17 protein-coding genes, 1 tRNA gene and 1 pseudogene are annotated in these 20,401 nt (G+C 68.0%); 7 read left to right on the plus strand and 12 right to left on the minus strand.

Going from position 1 to position 20,401, the window contains the following annotated elements; all coding sequences use genetic code 11:
- From ACLJRM_RS37520 to ACLJRM_RS37535, 4 genes are all read right to left on the minus strand, one after another.
- The gene (locus ACLJRM_RS37520; RefSeq protein ID WP_410665769.1) at positions 1-2,214 is read right to left on the minus strand and encodes a terpene synthase family protein; all 2,214 of its coding nucleotides are present in this window, start codon (positions 2,212-2,214) and stop codon (positions 1-3) included.
- Between the two features lie 264 nt (positions 2,215-2,478).
- Complete coding sequence (locus tag ACLJRM_RS37525; protein ID WP_410665770.1) at positions 2,479-3,249, minus strand: DUF3800 domain-containing protein; 771 nt, start codon at positions 3,247-3,249, stop codon at positions 2,479-2,481.
- A 41-nt stretch (positions 3,250-3,290) separates the two neighbouring features.
- Positions 3,291-4,082, minus strand: coding sequence for an ArsR/SmtB family transcription factor (locus ACLJRM_RS37530; protein ID WP_101610997.1), 792 nt, complete (start codon positions 4,080-4,082; stop codon positions 3,291-3,293).
- Between the two features lie 149 nt (positions 4,083-4,231).
- A complete protein-coding gene (locus ACLJRM_RS37535; protein WP_410600082.1) occupies positions 4,232-5,104 on the minus strand; it encodes an FG-GAP repeat domain-containing protein in 873 nt (290 codons plus the stop codon).
- 149 nt (positions 5,105-5,253) lie between these two features.
- Between ACLJRM_RS37535 and ACLJRM_RS37540 the strand changes: the two genes are divergently transcribed.
- On the plus strand, positions 5,254-5,919 hold the full coding sequence (locus tag ACLJRM_RS37540; protein ID WP_410665771.1) for a helix-turn-helix domain-containing protein: 666 nt from the start codon (positions 5,254-5,256) through the stop codon (positions 5,917-5,919).
- Between the two features lie 6 nt (positions 5,920-5,925).
- Here ACLJRM_RS37540 and ACLJRM_RS37545 read toward each other — a convergent pair whose 3' ends face one another.
- Positions 5,926-6,420 carry a DUF5994 family protein gene (locus ACLJRM_RS37545; RefSeq protein ID WP_410665772.1) on the minus strand — a complete coding sequence of 165 codons (495 nt, stop codon included), beginning with the start codon at positions 6,418-6,420 and terminating at the stop codon, positions 5,926-5,928.
- 261 nt (positions 6,421-6,681) lie between these two features.
- On the opposite strand from ACLJRM_RS37545, the gene ACLJRM_RS37550 reads away from it, so the two are divergent.
- Positions 6,682-7,068 (plus strand): HPF/RaiA family ribosome-associated protein, encoded by a 387-nt coding sequence (locus tag ACLJRM_RS37550; RefSeq protein ID WP_410665773.1) that lies wholly within the window; start codon positions 6,682-6,684, stop codon positions 7,066-7,068.
- 7 nt (positions 7,069-7,075) lie between these two features.
- Here ACLJRM_RS37550 and ACLJRM_RS37555 read toward each other — a convergent pair whose 3' ends face one another.
- The 3 genes and pseudogenes from ACLJRM_RS37555 to ACLJRM_RS37565 all read right to left on the minus strand — a co-directional run bounded on the left by ACLJRM_RS37555 (position 7,076) and on the right by ACLJRM_RS37565 (position 9,904).
- Positions 7,076-8,131 (minus strand): fatty acid desaturase family protein, encoded by a 1,056-nt coding sequence (locus ACLJRM_RS37555; RefSeq protein WP_410665774.1) that lies wholly within the window; start codon positions 8,129-8,131, stop codon positions 7,076-7,078.
- Positions 8,132-8,255: 124 nt separating this feature from the next.
- Positions 8,256-9,260: pseudogene (locus ACLJRM_RS37560) on the minus strand (AI-2E family transporter); the annotation flags it as partial.
- Positions 9,261-9,721: 461 nt separating this feature from the next.
- Positions 9,722-9,904, minus strand: a complete 183-nt coding sequence (locus ACLJRM_RS37565) for a hypothetical protein (RefSeq protein WP_410665775.1) — start codon at positions 9,902-9,904, stop codon at positions 9,722-9,724.
- An 18-nt stretch (positions 9,905-9,922) separates the two neighbouring features.
- Between ACLJRM_RS37565 and ACLJRM_RS37570 the strand changes: the two genes are divergently transcribed.
- On the plus strand, positions 9,923-10,288 hold the full coding sequence (locus ACLJRM_RS37570; protein WP_233222932.1) for an STAS domain-containing protein: 366 nt from the start codon (positions 9,923-9,925) through the stop codon (positions 10,286-10,288).
- 41 nt (positions 10,289-10,329) lie between these two features.
- Here the strand turns inward: ACLJRM_RS37570 and ACLJRM_RS37575 are convergent, their stop codons facing one another.
- Entirely contained in the window at positions 10,330-10,581 is a 252-nt protein-coding gene (locus tag ACLJRM_RS37575; protein WP_101611005.1) for a hypothetical protein, read from the minus strand.
- A 784-nt stretch (positions 10,582-11,365) separates the two neighbouring features.
- Here ACLJRM_RS37575 and ACLJRM_RS37580 point away from each other — a divergent pair.
- Positions 11,366-11,704, plus strand: a complete 339-nt coding sequence (locus ACLJRM_RS37580; protein ID WP_101611006.1) for a MerR family transcriptional regulator — start codon at positions 11,366-11,368, stop codon at positions 11,702-11,704.
- Between the two features lie 78 nt (positions 11,705-11,782).
- Here ACLJRM_RS37580 and ACLJRM_RS37585 read toward each other — a convergent pair whose 3' ends face one another.
- From ACLJRM_RS37585 to ACLJRM_RS37595, 3 genes are all read right to left on the minus strand, one after another.
- Complete coding sequence (locus tag ACLJRM_RS37585) at positions 11,783-12,487, minus strand: hypothetical protein (RefSeq protein ID WP_199192886.1); 705 nt, start codon at positions 12,485-12,487, stop codon at positions 11,783-11,785.
- Between the two features lie 349 nt (positions 12,488-12,836).
- Positions 12,837-12,909: transfer RNA gene (locus ACLJRM_RS37590), tRNA-Thr, on the minus strand.
- 46 nt (positions 12,910-12,955) lie between these two features.
- Positions 12,956-14,527 (minus strand): alkaline phosphatase D family protein, encoded by a 1,572-nt coding sequence (locus tag ACLJRM_RS37595; protein WP_410665776.1) that lies wholly within the window; start codon positions 14,525-14,527, stop codon positions 12,956-12,958.
- Positions 14,528-14,700: 173 nt separating this feature from the next.
- Here ACLJRM_RS37595 and ACLJRM_RS37600 point away from each other — a divergent pair, with 173 nt between their 5' ends.
- From ACLJRM_RS37600 to otsB, 3 genes are all read left to right on the plus strand, one after another.
- A complete protein-coding gene (locus ACLJRM_RS37600) occupies positions 14,701-16,266 on the plus strand; it encodes a threonine/serine exporter ThrE family protein (RefSeq protein WP_101611007.1) in 1,566 nt (521 codons plus the stop codon).
- 82 nt (positions 16,267-16,348) lie between these two features.
- Complete coding sequence (locus ACLJRM_RS37605) at positions 16,349-17,800, plus strand: trehalose-6-phosphate synthase (RefSeq protein ID WP_101611008.1); 1,452 nt, start codon at positions 16,349-16,351, stop codon at positions 17,798-17,800.
- Positions 17,801-17,840: 40 nt separating this feature from the next.
- Positions 17,841-20,369, plus strand: a complete 2,529-nt coding sequence (otsB, locus tag ACLJRM_RS37610; protein WP_410665777.1) for a trehalose-phosphatase — start codon at positions 17,841-17,843, stop codon at positions 20,367-20,369.
- Positions 20,370-20,401 lie beyond the last annotated feature (32 nt).

Here is a 20,401-nt window from a genome sequence, read left to right on the forward strand (position 1 = left end):
TCAGCGCGCCGCACTCCCGATCCGCCAGGCAGACATGCCGATCCCGCTCGGCTTGAGCGAGAACACCGGCGGCTCGGGAGTGCGGGAGCGCTCCAGCTCTCCCGGCGTGTACCGCACGCATTTCCGGTGCCATTCCAGGATTCCGGACATCCATTCCTTCATGTTGTCCGCGTACCGGGTGAGCACGGCGCGGATCTCGTCGTCGAGCCCGAGGTCGTCGCACATCCGCGGCAGGTCCTCGTCCGCGAGCTGCTCGAACTGTTCCATCCGCGCGTTCATCAGCCGGGCGGCGATGTCGCGGGCCTCGATCCGGTCCACGGCGAGGAACCGCTCGACGACGTGGACCAGGTTGTGCACTTCGCCCTCGTATTCGATCTCCTTCTGGTACGAGAACAGGTCGTTGGTGAACGTCGCGTAGTCCTGGGCGGCGGTGTCGAGTTCGTACAGGACCCGGTTCTGGTAGATCTCCGGCGGGACGACGTCACCGAGTTCGAGCCGGGCGAGGCTCTTCGTCAGGTCGGAACCGAAGGTGCGGCGCCGCATCTCCACGTAGTCGACCGGGTCGGGGACGCGGTTCTGCGCCTGGTTCGCCACCTCCCAGACCCAGCTCGCGGTCATGCTCTCGATCGCCCGGCGGAAATCCGCGCGCGCGGGCGGGCGCAACGGCCCCGCGGTGCGGTTCCACAGATCGACGAGCCCGAGTTCGACCGGGTTCGCGGGCTCCGGCACCGGCTCGCCGTCGAGCGGCATGAACAGGGAGAGCCGGTCGCTGCAGAGCTTCGCCGCGACGGGGTCCCGCCGCATCCCGAAGATCAGCGGGAAGTAGTCGTCGCCGTAGGTACCCCAGGCGAGCCAATCCGAAGACACCTTGAGCTGCTCGAGGTCCGAATCGGCGTGGATCATCGCCGCGCAGTGCGGGAAGTCGAAACCGCGGAACCGGCGCTCGTCCCAGATCGCGCCGTGCTCGACGCCCGGCACCGCATCGAACATGCCCATCGCCCGCGCCCAGGTCGGGGCGTATTCCCGCGCGGCGGCGAGATGCGGGCTGGTGCGGATCGGGTACGGCATGCGGAATTCGGGCAGTGGCAGGTGCCCGACCGGCGCGAACGGCGCGGGCGCCTGCTGCCGCGTCCGCTGGACCAGGCCCAGCCGGTTCGGCGAGAGCCGCAGCGAGTCCGTGCCGAGTCCTGCCGGCCCGTTCACGCCGGAGACCGGGCCCTCGTTCATGTACCGGCTCGACTTCGCGTGCCATTCGTGGCCGCCGGACTGCCAGTCCTGCAGGCCCTTGACGTACAGGCCGACCCCGATCTGTTCGGGCAGCGAGACGTCGTGTTCGGCCAGCAACGCGGGCACCTCGACGAGCGCGGTGTTCTCGAACTGCTGCAGCCGCGAGGTCAGCAGGTCGTTGGTGAGCTCGGCGGCATCCTGCGTCGGGCAGTCGAGGAACTTCTCGAAGACGAGGACGGCGTTGGAGTTCTCGCCCTCCTCGCGCACCTCACGTTGGTAGGAAAAGAGGTCGTTGCGAAGGTGGACAGCGTCGGCGAAGGTGTCGCGCAGGACCTCCATCGGCCTGGTCGCCGCGATCTTGTCCGGCACTTCGGCGCCGACGGCGTACTCGATCAGGTTCGCCGACCACGGCGCCCCGCCGACGCGACGGCGCATCTGGATGTACTCGATGGGGTTCGCGATCCGGCCGCGGTCGATGTTGTCCAGTTCCCAGAGCGATTCGACCATCAGATTGTGCGTGCTGGTGACGAAGCGCCGCCGCCACGCTTCCGACATCGAGGGAATGGTGCGCGCCCAAAGATCCTGAAGACCGGCTTCGGCGGGGTTCTCCGGTTCCGGCGACGTTTCCCCCGGCCCGGTCATGAACAGTTCCAGCCGGTCCAAATAAGCCTTGGCGCCTTCGGTGTTGCGGGTGTACTTGAATTGGGCGAGGAAATCGTCGTCGAAGAAGAACACCCAGACGTACCAATCCGTGACCAGATCGAGGGACGGCCCGTCACAGTCCGGATGAGTGTGCGCGCAGAGCAGCGCGTAGTCCATCTTCGCCAGCGCTTCTTCGGTCCAGACGACGTCACCGGACGGGGACGGCGAATCGAGCATTCCCTTTTCCCTGGCCCAGGCCATGCTGTGCGCCCGCGCGGCTTCCAAGTGCGGGTTCATCCGCGCCGGATGCGGAACGTAGAACTCGGGCAAGGTGAATGCCTGCATCTGCGACTGCCTTCCGGACGGACGTCGAATACTTCTCGACAGTTCCAGCCGTCCGCCGCGCCGGGCAACGGCCACCCGAGCGATTCGGCGTACTACGGAGTGAATCAGTTCCAGAGCGACTTCGAGTCGACGTCGTTCTTGGGACGCGGGTAGGCGTCATTTGAGGTGAGGGGTGTGTGGAAATAGGGACGTTGAGTGTCCCTATTTCCACACACCCCTCCGTCTCCTGGCTGCCCGGCGGCCACGACCGGGCCCGACCACGCCTCAGTTCCAGAGCGACTTCGAGTCGACATACGGTGCCAGCAACGCGGTCAAGACCGCGTCCCCGTTCCCGTTCAGTTCGTCCTCGGCGATCCGCCGGGCGACACCGACCAGGAAGTCCGCGACCTGCACCCGCGGATCGGCCCGCGAGTCCACGAACTTCAGCCCGGCGAGACCCGGGCTCGCCTCGATTTCGGCGAGCCGTTCCCCCTTGAGCGACGGCTGTTCGTCGTGGACGAGGAAGACCGGCTCGCCGTCTTCACTCCAGCGTCCGACCGCGCGGAGGATCGCGGGCACCAGCGGATCGAGGACCTTGGCGTCACGCAGCTCGGCGACCTTCGCGCGCAGTTCCCCGGAGTCCCCGGCCAGCGCGAAGAACGATCCCGCCGCCGGATCCCGGCGGTTCCGGGTCCGCAGCACGTCGTTGAACGCGGCCAGGAGCCCGTCGTCCGGCGAGACGTCCAGGCCGAGGAGCCCGCGGAGTTCGTTCGCCAGCAGCAGCTTCTTGTCCACGAGGTACACGTGCGCGCGCCCGCGGACCGGGCCCAGCGACCCGAGGAACCATTCGAGGACCCGCCGGTGCTTCGTGCGGAGCAGGTGGTTGGCCTTGTACTCGACCGCCGGCGAGCGGATCCGGCGCCGCAGCTCGGCCAGGCAGTCCGCGGCCTCTTCGATGCTCAGCCGGACCCCCGCGTGCGCGAACACGTCGGTCTGCCCGCCGATCAGTTTCTCGCCCTCGGACCCGGACTCGTCGCAAGCGATCTCCAGGGGCACGCTGCGGATACTGCCCGACAAGAGCGGCGACGTCGACCTGGTTACGCAGGTTCAGGCAGCGGCGCACCGGTCTCGAGCAGCGTCTTGAGGCTCGACAGGATCGACGGCCAGCCGCCCTTGACCATCTCCAGCGCGGTGCTGCCCTGGTCGAAACCGTCGTGGACCACGGTCAGCTTCACCGTGTCGCCGACCGGTTCGAGGTCGAACGTCACCTTCGACCGCGACTCGGCCCGCAGCTTCGCCGACACGTCGTCGTCGAGCCCCACCGACTTGGCGAACTCCGGGGTGAAGGTGTGCCAGGTGTAGGACAGCCGCCGGTACGGATCGGACTCCAGCACGACCTGTTCGGGATCCTCCAGTTTCTCGCCGAGCTGCTCCCAGGCCATCGTCGACCCCGGCTTCCAGTCCGAAGTGAACTCACAGCCCCAGTACTGCTTGGTGAAGGCCGGATCGGTCAACGCCTTCCAGAGGCGCTCCGGCGTCGTCCTGATGTAGCTGGTGTAGACGAATTCGTTGGTGGTCATGGGTTCTTGCTCCAATGCCAGCTTGAGGTCGGCGAGCGCGTCGACCCGGCCCTGGTGATACCGGTCGATCCAGCGTTCGGCGATCGCGTTGATCGGCTCCGCGTTCACGTAGTGCAACTTCTCGCGGCCACGCCGCACCGTGGTCACCAGATTGGCCGCCTCCAGCACGGCCAGATGCTTGCTGACCGACTGCCGCGCCATGTCCAGCCCCGCGCACAACTCGCGGAGGGTCTGGCCGTTGCGGGCGTTCAGGTCGTCGAGCAACCGGCGGCGGCTGGGGTCGGCCAGCGCCTTGAACACGTCGTCCATGTCGGTCTCCCTGATATGCAGCCTCCCGGCTGCCTTTACAGGTTAGGCAGCCGGGAGGCTGCACGTCAAGGAGCGACCTCACGACGACGAAGGAGCCGGGACGAGGAATGTCCCGGCTCCTTCATCGGCCAAGTTCTCGCCGTCGACGCTCAGACCGGGATGTCTCCCGGCGTACCCCACTGGGTGGTGAACAGGTTGAGGCCGTACCAGGTGCCGTTCGACGGACGCCACACCACGAAGTCCGCCCGAGGGTCACCGCCGAAATTGCCCGCCACCGGAACGTCGCCCGCGGTCCCCCACTGCTGGGTCGCGATACCGAGCACGTACCAAACGCCATTACCCGGCCGCCACACGGCGAAGTCGGCACGCCCGTCCGCGTTGAAATCACCCGCCACCGGAATATCGCCCGCGGTCCCCCACTGCTGGGTCGCGATTCCCCGCACGTACCAAACACCGTCACTGGGGCGCCAGACGGTGAAATCGGCATTGCCGTCCGCGTTGAAATCGCCGGACACCGGGACGTCACCGGACACACCCCACTGCACCGTGGCGATACCGAGTACGTACCAGACGCCGTTGCTCGGGCGCCAGACGGTGAAGTCCGAGCGGCCGTCACCATTGAAATCGCCGGTCAGCGGAATGTCGCCGGGCGTTCCCCATTGCTGGGTCACCACGGCGCCGGTGCTGCTCTGGATGATGTACCAAATACCGTTGCTCGGCCGCCACACGGCGAAGTCGGCCCGGTGGTCGCCGTCGTAATCCGCGGCCACCGGCACGTCACCGGAGACACCCCATTGCTGAGTCGCCACACTGCCGTTGCTGCTACGAATCACATACCAGACACCGGTTCCGGGGCGCCAAACCGCCTTGTCGGCGAATCCGTCGCCGTCGAAATCCGCGGCGGGTTTCTGCGATGCGGGCGAGGCGGTGACGGCGACCTCGGCGCCGGCGACGGTCGGCGCCACGAGCAGACCAGCGAGCAGACCAACCAGCGCCAACGCCGGCCGAATAGTTCTTCGCATTTTCCGGAAACCTTTCCGTTCGATGAATTCACTCTTCCCAGTTCGCTCCGCTTGGCCGAAGATAAGCACCGGGGCAGTTGCAGTCTGACACCGGCGGCACCGCATTGTCAGTCAGGGTTCCACCTGACGGACCGAGGGAGGGGATTTCAATGGAGACAAAGAAAAGACCCAGAAGCGTCCTCGTCGGCGCTTTCACCCTATTGGATGCACTGATACGACATCAAGGTGAAGCAGGATTGACCCAGCTGGCCAATTCCTGCTCACTGCCGAAAGCGACCGTACACCGATTACTCGAGCAATTGACCGAGCTGGAGGTTGTCGAACGCAGCGAGAACCGCTATCGCGTCGGCGTGCAGGCATTCCGGCTCGGCCAGTCGTGGCAGCCGTATCCACGACTGCTGGAGCTCGCCCGCGGTCAGCTCCGAGGACTGGCCGCGGCCACCCGGGCCAGTTCGGTACTCGCCGTACCCTGCGACGGGCGCATCCTGATCGCCGCCGCCAGTCTCATCCGGCCGGAGCACGATCTCCTGCTACGGCCGGGATCGACCGTGCCACAACGGACCGGCCGCTTTTCCCCCGACTGGCAGGCCGAGCACGGCCTCGTCGTCACCGAAGCGTCGGTCAGGTTGCCGACGGGCGGAACGGTCGGTTCGATCGCGGCCGTGATCGCCGTGCCGCGGCCGCCCGGCGGCGTGTCCGACGCCGTCGCCCGCACCGCCCGTACCCTCAGCGCGGCGCTCGTGCACCAGCCCACGCAGGATGACCGGGACCGGCGGAATCCGCTCCTGAGCCGCCAAGGGAGCGCCAGACTGTAGACGTCGTCAGATTCCGGCGACGTCACCGTGCCCGCCCTCGGATTCCCAGCGGGCGAGGGCGTTTTCCGGAACGGGCCGAGCGCCGAACTCGTCGAGCAGTGCCTCCGGGCCGGCCACGTTGTTCTGCCCGGAGGCCGCCACCAGCACTCCCTCGGCGGCGGCCGGGTCCGCCTCCGGCGGGACGACCAGGAGGGTGACCCGGTGCATGTTCCCGCCGGTCACGTGCACGACATGGACGTTCTGCGAGTCGATCCCCTCCAGTTTGACCAGCCGTCCCTGGTAGATCAGCTCGCGGACCGTGACCGCCCAGCCCGACGGCGGGAACGCCACCCGCCATACCGGGCCGATCCGGCCGTCGAGCGCCGTGGCGAGTTCGGGCACCTCTGTCGTCAGGTCACGGGACCGGGGCCACCAGGCGCCGTCGACGAAACCGCTCTCCGAGTTGCGGGGCTTGAGCCTCAGCCGCTCGGCGGTTTCCGGGGTGCGGGCGTCGGCGCGCATATTCGGCTCCGGTCTCCGGCGGGGAAGGCCGGTGTCGGTGAAGAACAGAAAGTGACATCGGTCGTTCTCCGACGCGCGGAATACTCTCGGCGTTTTCATTGTACAGAGGAAATCGCTTGGCAGTGCGGCAATAATTCACCGGCTCCGGATTCCGGCACGGAAATCGGCGTACAGTGGGCTGTATCCGGCCACCCGCGTGAGAAAGAACGAGACTCAGTCCATTGAGGACTGTTCATTTGCGACCAACGGGAAGAAGACGACATGACCGCCGACCGGCAGGACCAGAGCCTGATCGTCGAACGGCTCCGTCTCGGCACCGGATTTTCCGCCTCCGAACACGATTGGGTCGCCGAAAGGCTGGCCGCGCTCGGTTCCAGGCTGCGTTCCTTCCACGAAGGCCAGGTCGATCTCGAAATCAGCGTCAAAGACCGGCACGGCACGGGGCAGCAGCTCACCCTCGAATGCCGGATCCACCGCCTGCCCGGTGTGCACCTGGTGGCCGGTTCGTCCGCACCGGACCTGCCGGTCGCCCTCAACGAGGTCCGCACCGACATGATCCGCCAGGTCGACCACGCGAAAACCCGCACCGAACCCCGCCACAACCGCGCGCTGCGGCAAACCCCGGCCCCGCCCGCCCCGGGAGCGTGACAGCGGGTCACGGCAAAGCGAGACGGAAGATCTTGCGAACGACCGAGCCGAGTTGCTTCGACAGGGAGCCGGTGTTGTAGGGCAGATCGTGCTTCTCGCAGACCGCGCGGACCTCCGCGGCGATCCGCGGATAGCGGCGGGACGGGATGTCCGGGAACAGGTGATGTTCGATCTGGTGACTGAGGTTCCCGGACAGCAGGTGGAACAACGGGCTTCCGGTGATGTTCGCCGAGCCGAGCATCTGGCGCAGGTACCACTGCCCCTTGCTCTCGTTCTCGCTCTCCTCTTCGGTGAAAACCTCGGCACCGTCGGGAAAGTGACCGCAGAAGATGATCGAGAAGGCCCAGAGGTTGCGGATCAGGTTCGCGCTGACGTTCGCCGCCAGGGTCACCGGGAACAGCGGACCGGTCAGCGCGGGGAAGAGCACGTAGTCCTTGCCCGCCTGCCTCGCCACCTTGCGCAGCATCGGTCCGAGCAACGGGCGGACGTCCGCCCAGGACCGGCGACCTTGCACGATCCGGTCCGCTTCGAGGTCGTGCAGCATGATCCCGTACTCGAAGAACAGTGCCTGCGCGGCCGCGTAGAGCGGATTGCCGAGGTAGTAAGGATTCCACTTCTGGTCTTCGGTGATCCGGATGATGCCGTAACCGACGTCGCGATCCTTGTCGAGGATGTTGGTGTAGGTGTGGTGCATGAAGTTGTGCGAGCGGCGCCACTGTTCGCTCGGGCAGACCATGTCCCATTCGAAGGTCCGCGAGTTCAGCGTCGGGTCCTTCATCCAGTCGTACTGACCGTGCAGGACGTTGTGCCCGATCTCCATGTTGTCCAAGATCTTCGACAACGCCAGCGCGCCCACACCGGCGAACCACGCGGGCGGGAACCAGCCCGCGAACAGGAGCACCCGGCCCGAAACCTCGCTGAGCCGTTGCACCGCGACGACCCGGCGGATGTAGTCGGCGTCCTCCGCACCGAGATCCGCCACCATCCGTTGACGCAGCGAATCCAGCTCCTTGCCGATGAGCTCCACCTGGGCTCGATCGAGTTCTCGGGTCGTCGTGGTCACGGGGGATCTCCTTGCCGTAGTTCGGGTTCCCGGTCGAGGCCGGGTTCGGGCGGGCCTCGCTGCGCAAAGACCGGATGGCGGAGTTGAGCACCGCCAAGAGGGGAACGGCCAGCAGCGCCCCGGCGATACCGCCGACGAGCAGCCCGGTCGCGATGGCGAGCACCACCGCGAGCGGATGGAGCCTCACCGCCCGGCCGAGCAGAATCGGTTGCAGCAGATGGCTTTCCAGTTGCTGGACGACGAGAACGACGCCGAGCAGGATCAGCGCCGGGACGAGCCCGTTGGAGACCAGCGCGATCAGGACCGCGACCGTGCCCACCACGACCGAGCCGATGATCGGCACGAACGCGCCGAGGAACACCAGTGCCGACAAGGGAATGGCCAGTGGGACACCCAGTACGGCCATGCCGATACCGATGCCGACCGCGTCCACCGTGGCCACCGCGATCGTCGCGCGTACGTAACTGACGAGCGCGGCCAGGCTTCGCCGCCCGGCGACGTCGGCCCGGGTCCGCGTTCCGGCGGGCACCGCACGCAGCAGGAACGTCCAGATCCCCGGCCCGTCCGCGAGCAGGAAGATCAAGACGAACAACACGAGCAACGCCTGCGCCAGCACGCCGCCGACGGTGGCGGCCGTGGTCAGCGCGCCGGCGGTGAACCCGGTCTGGGAGTTGGTCAGCGTGGTCACCAGCTCGTTGACCGAATCGCGCAGCTGCGCGGCGCTGAGGTGGAGCGGACCGGTGGTGAGCCAGTTCGCCACGGCGTCGACACTCTTCGTCAGCTGGACTCGCAAGGCGGGAAGCCCGTTGACGAAGGTGAGCACCACGAAGGTCAGCAGGCCGCCCAGCACCGCGAGCCCGCCGATCAGGACCATCACGACGGCGAGGCCGCGAGGGATCCGGTGACGGACGAGGAAGGTCACCGCCGGGGCCAGCATCGCGGCCAGCAGGAGGGCGATCGACACCGGCACGACCACCGAGGAGAGGTAGCCGAGGGCCAGCCCGAGCAGGTAAAGGGTCGCGCCGACGACGAGCAGCCGCCACCCCAGCTCCGCGGCCACCCGCAACAGGCGCGGCACCACCGGCCGGGCGTCATCAGGGACTTCCGGCTCGTGCCGGGGATCGGCCATGAGCGGGCCTCTCGTGCGCTGCGGACGGCTTGCCGGCCCTGTCAGCGGAACTCGTCCGAACGCCTCGCGAAAAGTCCACAAAGGACTCAGAGAATCACCGTGTGTACCGACGATCAGCGAGAATGCCCATGACGACTCCTTGGCAGAGCAAGCGATTCGAGCCTGCGACGCCTGGGTCCCGGGCGAAACCGGACACACCACGATCCGTTCCGCGGATTCCGGGCGGCCGGTCGGATGACACTGGCCAGCGTAGCCCCTGAGCCCGGTGCCGGGTCCGCCGATGCGAGACCGGTACCTCCAAGCCGAAAAGCCGGTCCGGGACACGTTCTTTGGCCTGGTCGGCGCGGTAGACTCGCCGACGACAGCGCCGGAGTGCCCAGACACCGCCCTCGCGACGATCGACCGTCACACTGGCCGCATCTGTCCCTCTGCCGTGCGCCCGATCTTCCGCACGACGAGCTTCAGCGATGACGGCCTGGTCTGGAGCCTGGATCGTGAAACTCATAACGCTCGATCTTCGCCGGTCGCATCGCCTGAAGGCGGATCGCGCGCCGCTTGACGCAACCTCGGCAGACAGGACGGACCTCGGTGCCGTTCGCGCGGCCATCGAAGAACCCGACGACGTCCGCGAGGCTCCAGCGCACCGTTCTCCCCCTTTGGCCGTGACGGTGGAACAGCTCGGCCGGGCGGTGGTGCTCGTCGTCGACGGCGACCTGGACCTGCACACCGCCCCCGCGGCACGCCAAGCGATCGAGGCGGCGTTGAGCCACCGGCCGCGACGGTTGATCGTGGACCTGAGCCTCGTCCGGTTCTTGAACTCCACCGGATTGGAGGTCCTCCTCGCCGCCCAGCGGCAAGCCGCCCCGCACACCGACCTCCGGCTGGTCGCCACCACGCGCGCGGTCTGGCGGCCACTGCAGATCACCCGGCTGCACGAACGACTGATCATCCACAGCTCACGCTCGGCGGCCGTCGCCTCGCCTGCCAGAACCGGCGACGAAGACCGCTCACCACCCAGGAAGACCTAGCGGCCCCGCACACCGACCGGACTGGCCGGTTCCCTGGGGGTTCAGGCGCCGAGGCGACTGTAGAGGCGTGCGGCGAGGGTGGCGGCGAGCTGGTTGAGATGCGCGGCGGGGTCGTGGAGGGCGTACTGGCCCAGCAGTTCCGCCACGACGTGGGCCTCGGTCTCCGACAGCAACGCGACACAGCGTTCGCGGCGCCCCTGATCGAGCAGGCGTTTGAGCGCGTCGGCGTACTCGTGGTGGTCGCGCACGCCGGTCAGGCCGAACGGATCCTGCCGCGCGGTCGAGTCGGTCATTCCGGTCTGCCCTTTCGAGTGATGTCGCCCCATCGCCACCCCGCGTTGACCTGCGGATCCGCCGCGCAGACATTCTTCCACGCCGCGGCAAGAGCAAATCTATGGTGGCGGGGGTAGACATTCAACCTCGGGTGTGTGTACTGTCCTCCTCGTACCGAGAAAGACAACGTCAAGCAGGCGCGGGAGATGACGGAACTACCCGCGAAGTGAGACAAGGCGGTCAGGCAGGACGAAGCCAATCAGTGAACAGGTTTCGGCTGGTGACCGGAGAAGTACCGGGATCGAGGAGTGAAGACGTAAGCAGCAAGGCCGATCCCGGCGAAACAGTGCAGTAAGCAGTGGCAAGTGCAGTAATGCAGTGGCAAGTCAGTAGGTGCAGTACCGGTCAGGTGGCCGGAGCCGATCACCGACGGGGCTCCGGGCAGTGACCAGCGGCGTGACGCGTGCTGGGACCGATCAGTGGAAGGGTTCCAGCCGGTGACGCCCCAGGAAATCGCAGTACAGGCAGTACCCGGTAAGAGAGAAACACAGGAAAGAAGGGACAGGGAACATCATTGGATCGCCCGCAGCGGCTGGGCAGCAGTGCCGCGCGGGTACCGCAGGGTCATCGGATTGGAAGGTGGTTCTCGGTTACGAATCAGCGATCTCCGCGTCGTCCGCCTCTCGGACGGACACCGCGGATGCAAGACACCGGCCTCACGGCTGGTAGACAATGGTGAAACCCAACCCCTGGGACCCCGGACGCCGCACTGGCGCCCGGGGTCCCTTGTGATGTGGAGGTGGAATGATTCCTGACCAACGCGAGACCCCCGCCACCGTTTCCGGCGGGGCCGACAAGTTCGACGACGACCACTACCCCGCCTACACGATGGGCCGAGCCGCGGACATGCTGGGCGCCACCCAGAACTTCCTGCGCAGCATCGACGAAGCCGGGCTGATCACACCGCAGCGCTCGGCGGGCGGGCACCGCCGCTACTCCCGCCACCAGCTGCGCATCGCCGCACGCGTGCGGGAACTGGTCGACCAGGGCACCGCCGTGGACGCCGCCTGCCGCATCGTCTCCCTCGAAGACCAGCTCCACGAATCCCAACGCCAGAACACCGAACTCCGCGCCAACGAATAACCCCGCCGGGCCAGGTGTGCCGCCACGACGTCGCGGCACACCCTGATCCGCGGGTTCTCCGCCTCACTGTTCGGCGGCCTAGAAGTTGTGGTCGTCCAATCGCAGGCGATGGGTGAGTGCGTCGCGGGCCATGTCGGTCAGGGAGCGGTCGTGACAGAAGGCGCGTGCGCGCAATCGGGCGAGTGCCTGCTCAGGTGGAATGGCGAGGCCGGCGGCGAGGAAGGCGGCGGCTTGCTGGACCTCTTCCCGATAGCGACGGAGGCCGGAGTCACCGGTGGCCGAGTTCTGCGCGCTCCGCAAGAGCAGGGGCAGCAGCCCTTGCCGGACACGGTGGAAATCCCGAGCTTGCGATGAGGTCATGGCGCCGGAGGTGGCGCGGTAACCGGTAAGGGCTCCGACGGTCCTGCCGCGGGCCCGGAGCGGGGCGGCGATGACGGCTCGGGCCGGGCTCTGCATCGCGGCGGGCAGGAACAACGGCCAGCGGGCCTGGTCGGTGGCGACCAGATCGGGTTCGGTCACCGTGTAGCCGTGCTGGACGGCTTCCAGAGTGGGACCGTCACCGAGGGTGAATTGCAGGTCGTCCAGCTCGGGCCCTGACCCTTCGGCGGGGTCGCACCACACCAATTCCAGGGTTCCGGCGCCGTTGATCAGGTCGATGGTCAGCACATCCAGGCCGAGAAGCACGGCGATGCGCAGGGAGGCAGTGGCGCCGAGATGCTGTCCGTCAGCGGCCGCGCGGTGCAGGTGAGCCAGAACGGTCTCGAGGTCATCGGGCGGTGTCACACCCCCACCACGAGGTCTGCCGTATGAGGCACCGTCGCGGCGGCGGAGCTGGTTTTGGTGTCACGCATCGGAGTCGCCTGTCGAGTGGATTCCTCAACCGCGGTGACGAAGACCCGGTCACCGGCGAGCTCAGGAGCAATTCACCCCGCGGAGGGGCACGTCATGCCCGCTGGCAGGTGCTCGGCTCGCCTCATTTTCGGTGGCCCGCCCAAGGCCACATTCCGACAGGTTCCACACAGTCTGAACGGCCTCACGATACGTGACTCATTGTAGCCCCACCGCCGAAGAGAGCTGACGCGACTACTGCCTCAGGCCCTCGACGGACAGGTCGGCGATCATTTCGAAAGGGAGCCGCCCAGGGGGCTCGAACCCCTGACCTTCTGTTTACAAGACAGATGCTCTACCAGCTGAGCTAGAGCGGCCTTGCCCGGAGTCACCCCCAGGCACACCCAGTATATCGGCGCCCGCTCAGCCGTTCGCAGGGCGCACCCAGGGTTCCCCTGCCACCGTCCGGAAGGCGTGCGCGAACGTCACGGCGGTCGCCGGGTCGCGGCGGTCGGCGACGTAGTACCAGCTCATCCGGACGGCGTCCGGCGTCACTTCGAGGACGCCGGGGCCGTGCGAGTCGAGTTCCACGAAACGCACGTGCGGGTTCAGCGCGCGGATCGCGGCCTCGACCTTCAGGGAGCCGGTCCGCGGCGGGACGCCGAGTTGCTCGTCGATGTTGTCCGAGGTGACCGACGGGCAGACGAACTCGACCGCGACGCTCGTCCCGTCCCGCGGCACGTCGTTCGCCCACGACGAGTGGACGTCGCCGGTCAGGAACACCGTGTTGCCGCGGCCTTGCGCGGCGATGGCGTCCAGCACCCGGCGGCGGTCGGCGGTGTAGCCGTCCCATTGGTCGGTGTTCACCGTGGTCGGCTGGCCGTCGAGGAGGTCGCCGAGCGCGAGTTGTTCGCGGGTGGGCAGCGCGGGGACCTTGATCGGCGTGACCATCACCGAATTCCCGATCACGTTCCACGACGCCGTCCCGCGCGCCAGGCCCTCCAGGAACCACTGCCGCTGCTCGGCGCCGAGGATCGTGCCGTCCGGCTCCTCCGAGGGGCCGGGCTGACGAGTCCGGTAGGTCCGCAGGTCCAGCATGGTGAGGTCGGCCAGCTTCCCGAACTTCAGCCGCCGGTACAGCCGGTCACCGCGATGCCGCACCGGCATCCATTCGAAGTACGCCTGGTGCGCCGCCCGCATCCGGTCGCGCCAACTGCCTTCGGTCGCCGGATCGTGTGACGGCGACCCGCCGGACCAAGCGTTGTCCGCGGCCTCGTGATCATCCCAGGTCGCGACCATCGGGTGGCGGGCGTGCAGCCGCCGGAGGTGGTCGTCGGTCTTGTACATCGCGTGCCGTTGCCGGTAGTCCGCGAGGGTGATCAACTCGTTGGGCGGTACCGAGGGCCGGAGATCGTTCGCAGGATTGGGATTCCCTTCGTAGAGGTAGTCACCCAGGTGAAGGAAGGCGTCAAGATCGTCGCGGTCGGCCAGATAGCCGTAGGGGGCGAAATGACCGACAGCCCAGTTCGCACACGAGACCACGCCGAACCGCAGCCTCGCGACGTCGTCTTCGTGCGCGGGAGCGGTGCGCGTCCGCCCGATCTGCGAGACCTTCCCGCGCGACGTGAACCGGTAGTAGTACGCCGTCGACGCGCACAGCCCGCCCGCCGTCACTTTCACCGTGTGGTCGCGTTCGGGTCCCGTCCGGGCGTGACCGCGAGCGACGACGTGCGCGAATCCGGCGTCCTCGGCCACCTCCCACCGGACGTCCGCCGACGGCCCTTTTCCGGATCCCGGAACGGCCTCGGCCGAGGGCGTGACCCGGGTCCAGAGGAGCACCGAATCGGGCATCGGGTCGCCCGAGGCCACGCCGTGCGCGAAAACCGGGCTCTCCGCCCCGTTAGATGCACCCGAAAGGGTGAACGTGGCCGCTGTTCCGGCCGCTGTCACACCGGCCGCGCGAAGGACGGAACGCCTGCTCACAGAGGACGCCATGGCATGAAGTGTGCCGTAAACCGGCGGAGCCGCGATGATCTTCATCGGACGTGGTGGACGCCACTTCGGGATACCTGCAACGGTCGGGCCGCCGGGCCCGATGGTCCTCGGGAAAGTCCTTTGGAACAACGGACCCGACAGCCCTGCGAACCGAGTGAGGAGGTGGATCGATCATGAAGATCAACGAGCACACCAAGGGGGCCCAGAGCGGCAGACGCGGTGACGACAGGAACCAGGACGAAACACCCGAACGTGGCGAATGGTTACTGGAAGCCCCGCGTCAGCGTGACGGTGAGCGATCGATCCACCAGGCTCGTTCGCACCGGCCGAACCTGTTGCGGCGTCGCGCCTGGCAGATCCTCGAAGCCCCGACGGCCGAGCAGCCCGCCGTCGACGGCGACGAGGCGATGGGCCCGAAGCCGCCCGACGACTCGACGGTCAACTTCGTCCTGGACCTCGCGCTGCGCATCGGCGAGGTCCAGATGTCGAGCGGCGCCGGCGCTTCCGACGTCACGGCGACGATCATCGCGCTGACCTCCGCGCTCGGTCTCCCGCACTGCGAGGTCGACGTGATCTTCACGTCGATCACGGTCACCTGCCACCGCGGCACCGACATGGCGCCGGTGACGGCGCTGCGTGTGGTCCGTTCGCGCAGTCTCGACTACACGCGGCTCACCCAGACGGAGACGCTGGTCCGCAGGATCGTCCGCGGGAACATCGGCGCCGAAGAGGCCCAGCAGGAACTCCAGCGGATCACGACCGCGCCGCACCCGTACCCCCGTTGGGTGGCCACGGCCGCTTGGGGCGGGCTGGCCGGGTTCATCACCCTGATCCTCGGCGGCAGCATCGACGTCGCGCTGGTCGCGATGGTGATCAGTGCCGTCATCGACCGGCTCGGCCGCTTCCTGAACCGCTTCGCGCTGCCGTTCTTCTTCCAGCAGGTGATCGGCGGTCTGGTCGCGACCCTGTCCGCGATGGCGATAGTCAGCAGCAACCTGCTCACCACGAACAAACCCACGTTGGTCGTCGCCGCGGCCGTCACCGTGCTGCTGTCCGGCCTCTCCACGGTTTCCGCCGTGCAGGACGCCATCACCGGCTACTACGTCACGGCGGCCGGGCGCACGATGGAAACCGCGCTGATGAGTGCCGGGCTGATCGCGGGCGTGGTGCTCGCCCTCAAGATCGCCTTGCTGCTCGGCCTGCCGCTGACACCGCTTCCCGAAGTGGTCTCCTCGACGCCGCAACAACTTCCGATCATCGTCATCGGCAGCATCGGCGCGTCCGCCTGCTTCGCGCTCGCGTCGTATTCGACGATGCGCGCGATGATCGTCGCGGGAGCGGCGGGGGCGATCGGCGGCGCGGTGTACGGCGCGCTGATGTTGACCGATTTCGAGGCGGTCAGCTCGTCCGCGATGGCCGCGACGCTGGTGGGTTTCTGCGGCGGCGTGCTCGCCCGGCGGCTCAAGGTGACCCCGCTCGTGGTGGCTGTGTCCGGCATCACGCCCCTCCTTCCCGGTCTCTCCACCTATCGTGGTCTATACCAATTGGGCGTCGAACAGGGCGGGAACATCTCGACGCTGATGACCGCGGTCGCGATCGGGCTTGCCCTGGCAGCGGGTGTGGTTCTCGGCGAGTACCTGGCGCAGCCGGTGCGCACGGGGCTCGGCAGGCTCGAACGCAAGTTCGCCGGGCCGCGGATGGCGGGGCCGATGGAACCCGCCGAGCGACGCTTGGAGTGATCGCGCGACGACCGGCCGTCTCGCGAGCTCGCGATAGGGTCCTTCCCTAGGGCAGCGACCCGCGATTTCGAGGGAGCGGCTGGTGGACGAAGTGAACTCCGAGACGGGCAGAACGGCATCCGCGGATTTCGTGGTGGTGGCGAACCGGCTCCCGGTGGACCTCGAACGGACCGCCGACGGGAGCAGGCGCTGGACGGCGAGCCCCGGCGGGCTGGTGTCGGCGCTCGAGCCGTTCCTGCGGTCCCGCAAGGGCGCCTGGGTCGGCTGGCCGGGCGTGCCCGACGTCGAGGTCGAGGAATTCGACGACGACGGCCTGGTCCTGCACCCGGTCTCCCTGACTTCGGACGACGTCCGCGACTACTACGAGGGCTTCTCCAACGCGACGCTCTGGCCGCTCTACCACGATGTGGTGGCGCGGCCGGTGTTCGACCGGAGCTGGTGGGAGTCCTACGTCCGGGTGAACCGGCGCTTCGCCGAGGCGAGCGCGAAGGTGGCCGCCGAGGGCGCGACCGTCTGGATCCAGGACTACCAGCTCCAGCTGGTCCCGGCGATGCTGCGCGAACTGCGCCCTGATCTCCGGATCGGGTTCTTCCTGCACATCCCGTTTCCCCCGGTCGAGTTGTTCATGCAGATGCCGTGGCGGACCGAGATCGTCCGCGGCCTGGTCGGCGCCGACCTCGTCGGATTCCACCGACCGGGTGGCGCGCAGAACTTCCTCTGGCTGGCCAGGCAGCTGGCCGGTCTCGAATCCAGCCGCGGCGCGGTCGGCATCCGCACCCGTCCCGGCCTGATGCAGGTCGGCGACCGGACGGTGCGGGTCGGCGCGTTCCCGATCTCCATCGACGCCATCGGTCTCGACAAACTCGCCAAGACCAAGGGCGTCGCCGAACGCGCCGCCCAGCTGCGGCGCGATCTGGGCAATCCGAAGAAGGTCCTGCTCGGCGTCGACAGGCTCGACTACACGAAGGGCATCGACCTGCGGCTGCAGGCGCTGCACGAGTTGCTGCACGAAGGCCGCGTCCGACCGGAGGACGTCACGTTCGTCCAGCTGGCCACGCCCAGCCGCGAACGCGTCGAGCACTACCAGCGGATGCGCGGCGACATCGAGCAGATGGTCGGGCGGATCAATGGCGAATTCGCCCGCGTGGGTCACCCGGTCGTGCATTATCTGCATCAGTCCGTGAACCGGACGGAACTGGCCGCGTTCTTCTCCGCGGCCGATGTCATGGTGGTCACTCCCCTGCGTGACGGGATGAACCTCGTCTGCAAGGAGTACGTCGCCTGCCGCCACGACCTCGGCGGCTCGCTCGTGCTGTCCGAGTTCGCCGGCGCCGCGGCCGAGCTGACCAGTGCGCTCCTGGTCAACCCCCATGACCTGGACGGGGTGAAGAACGCCCTGGAGACTGCCATTACGCTCGACCCCGCAGAGGGACGCCGCCGTATGCGCGCCATGCGTCGACAGGTCCTCACGCACGATGTCGACCGATGGGCGCGCTCGTTCCTCCAGGCGCTCGGCGGAGAATCGACGGACTGAGACTTCCCCCATACCCCGCATAGTTCCCGAGGAGAAATCGTTGACCGCCGAGGCACTGCCCGCCGAGCTGCGGCGCGCGATTGTCCAGGTCGCGCGCACCCCGCGGCTGCTGGTCGCCTGCGACTACGACGGCACGCTGGCCCCGATCACGGCCAACCCGGACGAAGCCCGTCCGCTGCCCGAATCGGTGGGTGCGCTCAGGTCGCTGGCCGGCCTGCACGAGACGACCACCGCGGTCATCTCCGGCCGCGCGTTGCGCGATCTCGCCACCCTTTCCCGTCTCCCGGCCGAGGTGAACCTGGTCGGCAGCCACGGGTCCGAGTTCGACATCGGCTTCATCCACGCGCTCGACGAAAAGGCCCGCGAGCTCCACAGACGGCTCGAAGCCGAGTTGGAGAACCTGGTGCTCGACGTGCCGGGTGTTTCGCTCGAGGTCAAGCCCGCGAGCATCGCGGTGCACGTCCGCCGCGCCGAACACGAGGCGGGCCGCCGCGTGCTTCGTGATGTCCACAATGGACCTTCGAAGTGGGAGGGCGTGTCCACCACCGACGGCAAGGAGGTCGTCGAGCTCGCGGTCGTCCAGACGGACAAGGGCCGCGCGCTGGACACCCTGCGCCACCAGGTCGGCGCGACGGCGGCGATCTTCCTCGGCGACGACGTCACCGACGAGAAGGCGTTCGCCCGGATCTCCGGCCCGGACCTCGGTGTGAAGGTCGGCGAGGGCGAAAGCCTCGCGCAGTACCGGGTCCCGGACACCGTCGACGTCGCGATGGCGCTCGCCTTCCTGCTCGAAGAGCGCCGCAACTGGCTCTACGGCGAGCAGGCGCCGCCGATCGAGCGGCTTTCCATGCTGGCCAACGAACGTTCGGTCGCGCTGGTCACGCCGGACGCCCGGCTGACCTGGCTCTGTCACCCCGGCCCCGACGCGCCCGCGGTGTTCGCGGACCTGCTCGGCGGCGCCGGCGCGGGGCACTTCTCGATCAGGCCGCACCGCAACGGCCTGCCGCTCGGGCAGCGCTACCTGCCGAACACGATGACGGTCGAGACCCGCTGGTCCCGGCTGCTCGTCACCGACTACATCGAGCCGGAGAGCCCCGCGCACCGCACGGATCTCGTCCGGGTGATCTCGGGCGAGGCGGCGGCGGAGATCGTGTTCGCGCCCCGGCCCGAATTCGGCGGCGTGCCGGTGAAACTGGTCGCCAACGACGAGGGAATCCTGGTGCAGGGCACCTCGGAGCCGTTCGCACTGCGTTCGCCCGGCGTGGAGTGGGAGATCACTTCCGACGGCATGAACGACACCGCGACCGCGCTCGTCACCCCGTCACCGGAGAACCCGGTGGTGCTGGAACTCCGTTGCGGCACCTCGGATCTCGCCGCGCACGAACTGTCCGAAGTGGAGCGACGGTCCCGCGCTGGCGACTACTGGAGCACCTGGGCGCAGACGCTCAAGCTGCCCAGCGTCCAGACCGACCTCGTCGGCCGCTCGGCGCTGACGCTGCGCGGGCTGGTCAACACCGACACCGGCGGCGTGCTCGCGGCGGCGACGTCGTCGCTGCCGGAGGAGATCGGCGGCGTCCGCAACTGGGACTACCGGTACTGCTGGATCCGCGACGCGGCCATGACCGTGCGCGAACTGGTCCACCTCGGCTCGACCGAGGAGGCCGAAGGCTATCTCCGCTGGCTGCACGGCGTACTGTCCACTTTGGCCGGTCCGGAACGGCTGCACCCGCTGTACACCTTGGCGGGCAGCGTGATCGGTGCCGAAGCGGTCATCGAGTCGCTGCCCGGATACGCCGGTTCGCGGCCGGTCCGCGTCGGCAACCTGGCGAACCACCAGGTGCAGCTGGACGTCTTCGGCCCGGTCGTCGAACTCGTGCAGACCCTGGCGGCGGCGCGCGGCGAACTGCGCGACGAGGACTGGCAGATGGTGCGCGCGATGGCCGAGGCCGTCACGCGGCGCTGGAACGAGCCGGACCACGGCATCTGGGAAGAGCGGCACGTGCCGCGCCACCGGGTGTACTCGCGGGTGATGTGCTGGGTGACCATCGACAGGGCCATCAAGCTGGGCGAGGTCTACGGCCGTCAGGTGCCGGGCGCGTGGCCTTCGCTGCGCGACGAGATCGCCGCCGACGTGCTGGACAAGGGCTGGAACGAAGAGGTCCAGGCCTTCACCACCGCGTATGACGGAACGGACCTCGACGCCGCGTCGCTGTTCGTCGGGCTGACCGGGCTGATCGATCCGGCCGACCCGCGGTTCCAGTCCACGGTGACCGCGATCGAGGCGGAACTGCGCAGTGGGTCCACTGTGTACCGTTACCGCCGCGACGACGGCCTCCCCGGCGGTGAGGGCGGCTTCCACATCTGCGCGGCTTGGCTCATCGAGGCGTACCTGCTCACCGGGCGGCGCACCGAAGCCGAAGAACTGTTCACGCAGATCGTCGACGCAGCGGGCCCGACCGGCCTGCTGCCCGAGCAGTTCGACCCGATCGCGGAGCGCTCGCTGGGCAACCACCCGCAGGCGTACTCGCACATCGGGCTGATCCGCTGCGCGAACCTGCTTTCCCAGTAGCGCGAACCCCAGGTCAGGAAAGGGGCTTTCAG

This window comes from Amycolatopsis sp. lyj-84 (assembly GCF_046549075.1).
Taxonomy (GTDB): Bacteria; Actinomycetota; Actinomycetes; order Mycobacteriales; family Pseudonocardiaceae; genus Amycolatopsis.

Excerpts from the sequence above, each read along its gene's own strand:
- ACLJRM_RS37540 (WP_410665771.1), top strand. The coding sequence starts at position 5,254 with ATGGAGACAAAGAAAAGACCCAGAAGCGTCCTCGTCGGCGCTTTCACC.
- ACLJRM_RS37600 (WP_101611007.1), top strand. The coding sequence starts at position 14,701 with ATGAAGATCAACGAGCACACCAAGGGGGCCCAGAGCGGCAGACGCGGT.
- ACLJRM_RS37545 (WP_410665772.1), bottom strand. The coding sequence starts at position 6,420 with ATGCGCGCCGACGCCCGCACCCCGGAAACCGCCGAGCGGCTGAGGCTC.
- ACLJRM_RS37530 (WP_101610997.1), bottom strand. The coding sequence starts at position 4,082 with ATGGACGACGTGTTCAAGGCGCTGGCCGACCCCAGCCGCCGCCGGTTG.
- ACLJRM_RS37535 (WP_410600082.1), bottom strand. The coding sequence starts at position 5,104 with ATGCGAAGAACTATTCGGCCGGCGTTGGCGCTGGTTGGTCTGCTCGCT.
- ACLJRM_RS37520 (WP_410665769.1), bottom strand. The coding sequence starts at position 2,214 with ATGCAGGCATTCACCTTGCCCGAGTTCTACGTTCCGCATCCGGCGCGG.
- ACLJRM_RS37580 (WP_101611006.1), top strand. The coding sequence starts at position 11,366 with ATGATTCCTGACCAACGCGAGACCCCCGCCACCGTTTCCGGCGGGGCC.
- ACLJRM_RS37575 (WP_101611005.1), bottom strand. The coding sequence starts at position 10,581 with ATGACCGACTCGACCGCGCGGCAGGATCCGTTCGGCCTGACCGGCGTG.
- ACLJRM_RS37595 (WP_410665776.1), bottom strand. The coding sequence starts at position 14,527 with ATGGCGTCCTCTGTGAGCAGGCGTTCCGTCCTTCGCGCGGCCGGTGTG.
- ACLJRM_RS37550 (WP_410665773.1), top strand. The coding sequence starts at position 6,682 with ATGACCGCCGACCGGCAGGACCAGAGCCTGATCGTCGAACGGCTCCGT.